This is a genomic window from Caldicoprobacter sp. (genome assembly GCF_047459465.1).
Lineage (GTDB): Bacteria > Bacillota > Clostridia > Caldicoprobacterales > Caldicoprobacteraceae > Caldicoprobacter.
Map to the genome: position 1 here is coordinate 1 of NZ_VSCO01000082.1, position 8,349 is coordinate 8,349.

Genomic DNA, 8,349 nt, shown 5'->3' on the forward strand with positions numbered 1-8,349 from the left:
ATGATATTTTGTTGGAAATTGATGGGATATATGTTATTGGGATTATGGAGATACCTAAAATAGACCTTAAAGTAGCTGTAGCAGAGGGAACTGATAAAAAGACGCTAAAGAAAGCCGTGGGCCATTTTGAAGGTACCGCTATGCCGGGAGAGGCGGGAAACTTTGCTGTAGCAGGACATAGGAGCTATACCTATAATGAGTTTTTCAATAGACTGGATGAAGTAGAAGTAGGAGATGAAATCAAGGTAAAAACCACAAAAGGTGAATTTGTATATGAGGTAACCGATATTTTTGTGGTAGAGCCGCACGAGGTATGGGTGCTGGATCCTACGCCCGACCCAACCATTACTTTGGTTACATGTACGCCCATAAGGGTGGGCACTCATAGATTGATTGTTAAAGGAAAATTGAAAAGCCAATCATCTGTCTAAAAACGTCCGTGTTTCAAAAGCATATTGCAAACAAAGAATACCCCTTAAGGGGTATTCTTTTTGGTTTTAGATGTTGTTTGAACGCATCTAATGAAGAAGGATATAGCCAATCAATATATGATTTAGCCTGTTATATCCGATAAGGCGGGCAGATGGCTCGGCAGTCGAAAATATGGTGCTTGGTTTGTTGTCAGGCTGTGAGGAAGGATAGTAGTTCCGGTAGTCAATGTCGACCTTTTAATAGAAGCTGGGCACATATCTATTGTAATGACATAACATTGGTTGTTGCCTCTTTTAAACAAAATGATTATCATAATATTATGCATAATGGGTAGTTTTGACACACATATGACAGGTTAATAGGTTTTTGGAGGTCATCCGTCTAGTCTTTCACAATACAAGTTGGCCATTTATATTTACATAATATGGTATATTCAGTTGAAAACTATTATTGACCACTATTGATTGACTGTTGAATATACTGTTAATAGTCTTTAACAGAAAAATATAAGCATCATTAAGGAGATGGTGCTATGAATAGGCCGAAAGAGCTGGGACCTACGCAGCTGAGAAAACAATGGCCTTCTTCATGTTTACCCTTTGAAACTACTGAAGAACTGGAGCCACTGCAGGGCATAATAGGGCAGGAGCGGGCCGTGAGGGCTATGGAGTTTGGCGTTAGGATAAAGGCACCGGGATACAACATATTTATAAGTGGCGTGAGCAGCACCGGTAAAACCACCTATGCTAAAGAGTATATAACTCAAATCGCCAAACAGCAGCCTGTACCGGACGATTGGTGTTATGTGTATAATTTCGAAAATCCAAGCCAACCCATTGCCATCAGGCTTCCTGCCGGCAAGGGAAAAGAGTTTGTGCATGATATAGAAGAGCTTATTGAAGATTTAAAGGCAGAGATCTCCAAGGCTTTTGGTGGAGACGAGTACGAGAACGAAAAGGCGCTTATCTATAAGGAGATGCAGGAGAAGAGAAATGAATTGTTTAATCAATTCAACGAATACGCAAAACAGCAGGGGTTTCAAGTGAATACTTCCAGTGCTGGCATATACTTTACTCCTATAATAGATGGTCAGGCGTTGGGGGAAGAGGAATACAACAAGTTAGACGAGGAGACAAAAAAGAGCATAAATGAAAGGTTGACACAGATTCAGCTGCAGGCTGTGGAATTAATAAAGAAAATAAGGGAGTTGGAAAAAGAAGCAAAGAAGAAGGTAAATGAGCTAGAAAATCGCATAGGCACCTTTGCCGTGGGCATTCACATTGAAGATATGAAAAAAAAGTACGCTGACCATCCTAAAATCTTGAAATATCTAGATGATCTCATGAAGGATGTGCTGCAGAGTATCAGCCATTTTAAAGAAGGCGAGTCGTCGGAAGAGGATAATCCCATTGTTCGTGCGTTGAAGCGTACTGCCGAGGGTGCGCAACATAAGTACAAGGTGAATCTTTTGGTTGACAACAGTGACAGGGAAGGTGCTCCTGTCATCATCGAGTATAATCCCTCGTATAGTGCGCTCTTCGGTAGCCTGGAATATGAAAACAAGTTGGGGACCATGGTGACCGATTTTACGATGATCAAGCCCGGCGCCATACACCTGGCCAACGGAGGTTATCTTATACTTCAGGCTAAGGATGTCTTAAGCGTTCCCTTCATGTGGGAAGGGCTGAAGAAGGTTCTCAAGACCAAATCTATTACCATTGAAAGCCTGAGGGATCAATGGGGCCTTTTGAACATTTCGGGGTTGAAGCCCGAACCTATTCCGGTTGATATAAAGGTAGTGCTGGTGGGCAGTGACCTGCTATTCCAGCTTCTCCATCAGCTGGATGAGGATTTTGCCAAGCTGTTTAAGGTTAAAGTGGATTTCGACGATGAAATGGAGGCCAATGAGGAAAATCTGTTGGGTCTGGCTAAGTTCATAAGCGGCTATTGCCGTAGAGAGAACTTAAGGCACTTTACTAGGGATGCAGTGCTGAGGGTAGCCGATTACGCCTCGAGGTTGGTGGAACATCAGGAGAAGTTCACTACGCGGTTTGGCGATATAATAGAGATAATCGTTGAAGCCAATACCTGGGCAGATATTGCCGGCAAAAGCATTGTCACATCCCACGAAGTCAAAAAAGCCATCGAAGAGAAGGAATACAGGTCCAGCAAATACGATGAGAAGCTTATGGAGCTGCTCAAAAATGAGGACATTATGGTGGAAACCGAAGGCGAGGCCATAGGCCAGATAAATGGCCTGGCGGTTATTAACGTGGGCGATTATGTGTTTGGCAAGCCCACCAAAATAACGGCTACTACCTTTATGGGGCGCAGCGGCATTGTAAATATTGAGAGGGAAGTGGCTATGAGCGGCCGTATCCACAGCAAAGGGGTCATGATTTTGAGCGCCTATATAGGAGAGCAATATGCACAGGAAATTCCACTGGCTCTTACTGCCAATATAACCTTCGAGCAGCTTTATAGTGGTATAGAGGGCGATAGCGCATCTAGTGCCGAGCTTTACGCCATACTGTCGAGCTTGGCCGAAGTGCCAATAAAACAGGGTATAGCCGTTACGGGATCTGTCAATCAAAAAGGAGAGATACAGCCTATAGGGGGTGTGACCTATAAAGTAGAAGGATTTTTTGAGCTGTGTAAGGCCCGCGGCTTGACGGGAGAACAGGGGGTTATAATACCGTACCAAAACATTAAGAACTTGGTACTCAAAGATGAGGTAATTGAGGCGGTGAGAGAAGGAAAGTTTCACATATATCCCATCAGAACGATAGATGAGGGGATTGAGATACTGATGGGAATCCCTGCGGGCAGGAAGCTGAAGGATGGATTTTTTGAGAAAGGTACGCTGCATGAAAAAGTATACAACAAGCTCCGTCAGTATGCGTTGACCATGGTCAATTTCGGTAAGGAAGATAAAGAAAGCGAAAATTAGGATATAACAGACATTTCCCGTAATACTTTTGTTAACTTTTTTTAACAGTCTTGTTCTATTTTTTTATTATTATTGTAGTATAGTGTTGTTATGGATGTCTCACTTCAAGTCTTGGTAGGTGAATTCATTTAACCTAAGCTTTTAATAATGATGGAATTATGGGGGAGTAAATATGAAAGAAACAAATGTAAGCGCCATGGAAATCACCCAGGCTAGCACTCGGCAAGGCAATGCGCGCCGCATTGTAATAAGTTTACTGGTCGTTTTTCTTGTCCTATCCGTTGTCTGTTTTGCCGGATATGAAGTTAGGAAGCGGATAGTTGACTACAAAAAGTGGATTCAGCATATGAGAGAAGTCGTTGAAGTTCCTACTTTTTATCATGGAATATGGGTAGATGACGTCGATTTAGGAGGTATGACCTTTGAAGAGGCCAGCAGTATTCTCCAGCAGAAAGCCAATGAAAAGCTGGAGAAGATCCGCTTTGAGCTGGTATATGGGGGTAAGCGCTGGGTTTTCACCTATAAAGATATAAACGCCTATATCGATTGGGACATAAAAATTGTCGAAGCCTATGAAGCTGGTAGAAGAGGGACGCTAGAGGAGCGCTATAACAAGGTAAAGGAGATAGAGGCCAATGGTCTTAAGCTACAAACCTCCCTTTACTATGATTTGGACAGAATTAAAAGCGATATAGAGGCCATTGCCGATGAAATCAGCTATGATGCGGTGGATGCGGAAATAAGGTTTTACCCCAACAGAGCGCACAAGTTTGAGATCACCGAAGAAAAATCAGGGCTTTATTTAGATGCCCACGAGGTTTTCAATACCATAAAGCAAATGATGGAAAAAGGGGAATATGGTGAAATATTATTGACTCCAACCCCCGTTGCACCTCGGGTTACCAAGGCTGATTTGCAGAAGCTTACCCATCGCATCGTGCAATTTTCAACTAGCCTGGAAGGCAGCAGCGAAGACCGCAAGCACAATGTGCGCCTGGCTTTGAGCAAGTTAAATGGATATAGGCTGGATCCAGGAGAAGTGCTTTCGTTTAACCAAGTGGTGGGACCCAGGACAGCCAAGGCAGGTTTCAGGCCGGCGCCGGTTATCATGCCGGATAAGAGCATGCAGGATGATTACGGTGGGGGAGTGTGTCAGGCCTCCAGTACCCTTTACAATGCGGCCCTCAGGGCAAATTTGGAAATAGTGGAACGGTATCATCATTCTTTCCCTGTGGCCTATCTTCCAGCAGGTCTGGATGCTACAGTATCGTATGGTGGAGCCGATTTGAAGATTAAAAACAACAGGGAAACCCCAGTTTTTATTCGCACGTTTTCAAGTGGCGATAATGTATATGTAGAGATTTATGGTGAGCCATTCCCCAATAATGGGTATATTGAATGCACTTCGGTTATTAAGGAAGTTGTGCCAGCGCCCCAGCCAAAACGGATTTTAGACAAACAAGGCAAATATGTAAAACAGCCAGGTGGTCAGTATGAGTATGTAAAGTCGAGAAACGGTTATAGAGTAACTAGCTATAAAACTTATTATGAGAATGGGAAAAAAGTATGGACCGAAGTAATAGCCAATGATTACTATCGCCCTATACAGGGTATTATCTATTATAGGCCTAGTGCTGAGGAATCTGAGAAATAATAAATTGAGCAATTTTTATGCCAGAGGGGGAACAATGATGTCCAGCACAGTAACCGTGAAAGTGAAAGGCGAAACTGGAACATTCCCAAAGGGTATAACTCTAGAGGAATTGAGCAGACATTTTGCTGATAGATATGCTGCACCCATTGTGGCAGCTAAAGTTAACAATAGGCTTAGAGAGCTGACCGAAACTGTAGAAGAGGATTGTGAGGTGGATTTTATCGACCTATCCACCGCTGATGGGGAGAGAATTTATCTGCGAAGCTTGATATTTGTGTTTATCAGGGCTTGCAAGGAGATATTCCCGGATAGCAGGGTTGTAATAGAGCATTCGATGAACAAGGGAATTTACTGCGAAGTGCACGGCAACTTTACCCTTTCTCCCAGACAAGTGCACAGGATAGAAGAGCGCATGAAGGAGATTGTAGCGCTTGATGAACCTTTTGAAAGATTTGAGGTCACTGTGGATGAAGCCAAGCGTATATTCCAGGAGATGGGCTTCAGGGACAAATTGAAGATTTTGGAATACAGGCCTGAAAGGACCATACACCTCTATAGATGCGGATGGATGGTAGACTACCTATTTGGGTATATGGTACCGCGGACAGGGTATCTCACGAAATTTGAGCTTAAATTTTACCTTCCGGGAGTGGTCATCAGGTATCCTCGAAAGGAAAACCCTTACGAACTTCCTGAGTTCATAGACAGCCCACGCCTATCCAGGGTTTTTCGGGAGGCTGAGAAATGGGGGACACAGATCGGGGTAGAAAACGTAGGTGATCTAAACGACATAATCAAGCGCGGGAAGGCTGGCGAGCTTATCAGGATATGTGAGGCTTTACACGAGAAGCAAATTGCCCAGATAGCCGATGAAATAGCGGCGCAGAAGGATAGAATCCATTTGATTCTCATTGCGGGGCCTTCTTCATCAGGTAAAACCACATTTGCCCAGAGGCTACGCATTCAGCTGATGGTCAACGGTCTAAACCCAATTCCCATCTCGATAGATAATTATTTCCTGGAAAAGAAAGACATACCATTGGATGAAAACGGCGAAAAGGATGTGGAGTCCATTAAAGCAATTGACGTTGAGCTGTTTAATGAGCACTTAAGCAGGATAATCCAGGGTCAGGAGGTTGAGATACCTTATTTTAATTTCGAAAAGGGGAAACGCGAATATCGGGGGCACAAGATAAGAATTGACGATAATCAGCCTCTCATTGTGGAGGGGATCCATGGGCTTAACGAAGAGTTGACGATTATGGTTCCCAAGAGCAACAAGTATAAGATATATATTAGTGCTCTTACCCAGCTCAACATCGATGACCATAACCGCATTCCTACCACCGATAGCCGGCTTATCCGCAGGATCGTGCGGGATTACCAGTTCCGCGGGGCATCGGTCGAGGATACCCTTAAGATGTGGCCAGGGGTACGCCGTGGAGAGGAAAAGTATATATTCCCTTACCAGGAGCAAGCGGATGTCATGTTTAACTCGGCTTTGACTTATGAGCTGGCTGTTTTGAAACCTTTTATCGTACCCTTGCTTGAAAAGATACCTCCCGAGCATCCCTATTATCTCGAGGTTAATCGTCTTAAGAAATTTATAAAATACTTCCTTGAACTGGACGACAGGGAAGTTCCTAATAACTCTATACTCAGAGAATTCATAGGCGGAAGCTGCTTTAAAGTATGAATCTTATGATTCGGGCTCCTATAAAATTATCAGGGGGATATTTTATGCGGCCCTATAAATTAAAAGGGAAAATTATATTTGTAACATTATTGGTATTTACATTTTTTTTATGCAGCTGCGGTTTTATTTCCCGAAATCCCATTCAGCATGAACCTAAGGAGAAAAGCGGGCCTAATTGGGAAGTACCCGATAGGCCCGATCATAATATTCAACGGCCTCAGGAAGCTGTGGATGATATAATTCCCAAGCAGAAGCCAACAACTTTGAGTAAAAAGACCGCATTGCTGGTAAGTGCTGTGGGGGATATTATGATACATATGCCCCAGATCAGAGCTGCTGAGATACAGGGCGGCGGTTACGACTTCAAGAGCGTGTTCGAGGAGGTAAAGCAGTACATTGAAAAAGCAGATATCGCCATTGCTAACTTTGAGACCACAGTAGGAACGCCTGAAAGAGGTTACAGCGGCTATCCCCGTTTCAGTGCGCCCCATGAGATACTGGAAGCTTTGCGCTTTGCAGGTTTTGATGTTCTTACCACGGCAAACAATCACTGCCTCGATTGGCTGGAATTTGGGGTTGAGAATACGTTGAATAAGCTGGATGAGTACGGGATATTGCATACCGGGACTGCACGCACCCTTGAGGAAAGCCAAAGATTGTTGATTATAGAAAGGAATGATATAAAAGTAGGTATATTGGCATATACCTACGGAACCAACGGTATGGAAGCTCTTATCCCACCGGACAAGCTATCGTATATGGTGAATTATTTCAACGATTTTGACAAAATACGCCGGGATATAGAACGCATAAAAATGGAAGGAGCAGAGGTAGTTATAGTATGCATGCACTGGGGAAACGAGTATGAGAGAACGCCCAGCGAAGAGCAAAAGGAGCTTGCACAGCAGTTGGCAAACGCCGGAGCAGATATCATCTTTGGAAGCCATCCTCATGTCATTCAACCGATAGAGATAAAGGATGTTGCCTTGGAAGGTGGAATGACTAAAAAGGTAGTCGTTGCATATTCCCTGGGCAACTTTATATCCAACCAAAGACAACGCTATACCGATAGCGGCGTTATAATAAATGTTGAGATCGTAAAAGATCATGATGAAAATACTATCACAATATCTAACATCAGTTATATACCTACCTGGGTATACAAATATTACCATAACGGTAAAGCCCAGTACAGGGTTCTTCCTGTGGAAAAATACATAAACGGAGATGGAGAGCTACAAGGGGTAGATGAACAGCGCATACGGGATGTGTGGCATGAGATCACCGGCTTGCTCAACAATATAGAAGTTGAACAGTAGCTAGAATCAATTCTGGTTGACATATCCCTTTCTATATTCTATTATTTTTATAAACATACATAATTATCCATTTATACAAGCATATAGAACATTTTACGAAAAGATAGCCCCATAACCGAACTAAACAAATCAAATATTTATTCAGAGGTGGTTTCAAGTGCTAAAAAGATTGCTAATAGCTTTTTTGATTATTTCGTCAGTGATATTGCCTACAATCAGTGTAAATGCAGCGCAGGGAAATGAATTTGAAAAAAATGCAGTTGATGAAATAAAGCCAAATCAGTTAGTAGTAGAAACA

General features: G+C 43.0%; 5 protein-coding genes. All 5 read left to right on the forward strand.

Annotated features, from left to right (window positions below; all coding sequences use genetic code 11):
• A partial coding sequence (locus tag FWJ59_RS06385; protein ID WP_414481133.1) for a class D sortase occupies positions 1-431 on the forward strand: 431 nt, incomplete at its 5' end.
• Between the two features lie 533 nt (positions 432-964).
• On the forward strand, positions 965-3,382 hold the full coding sequence (locus FWJ59_RS06390) for a Lon protease family protein (protein WP_414481134.1): 2,418 nt from the start codon (positions 965-967) through the stop codon (positions 3,380-3,382).
• Between the two features lie 172 nt (positions 3,383-3,554).
• Entirely contained in the window at positions 3,555-5,036 is a 1,482-nt protein-coding gene (locus FWJ59_RS06395; RefSeq protein WP_414481135.1) for a VanW family protein, read from the forward strand.
• Positions 5,037-5,073: 37 nt separating this feature from the next.
• Positions 5,074-6,732 carry a nucleoside kinase gene (locus FWJ59_RS06400; protein WP_414481136.1) on the forward strand — a complete coding sequence of 553 codons (1,659 nt, stop codon included), beginning with the start codon at positions 5,074-5,076 and terminating at the stop codon, positions 6,730-6,732.
• 44 nt (positions 6,733-6,776) lie between these two features.
• Positions 6,777-8,051: a CapA family protein gene (locus tag FWJ59_RS06405; RefSeq protein WP_414481137.1), complete on the forward strand. Its 1,275-nt coding sequence runs from the start codon at positions 6,777-6,779 to the stop codon at positions 8,049-8,051.
• Positions 8,052-8,349 lie beyond the last annotated feature (298 nt).

What these genes read in the sequence shown, in the direction of transcription:
- FWJ59_RS06405 (WP_414481137.1), top strand. Translation starts at nt 6,777, where the DNA reads ATGCGGCCCTATAAATTAAAAGGGAAAATTATATTTGTAACATTATTG.
- FWJ59_RS06390 (WP_414481134.1), top strand. Translation starts at nt 965, where the DNA reads ATGAATAGGCCGAAAGAGCTGGGACCTACGCAGCTGAGAAAACAATGG.
- FWJ59_RS06400 (WP_414481136.1), top strand. Translation starts at nt 5,074, where the DNA reads ATGTCCAGCACAGTAACCGTGAAAGTGAAAGGCGAAACTGGAACATTC.
- FWJ59_RS06395 (WP_414481135.1), top strand. Translation starts at nt 3,555, where the DNA reads ATGAAAGAAACAAATGTAAGCGCCATGGAAATCACCCAGGCTAGCACT.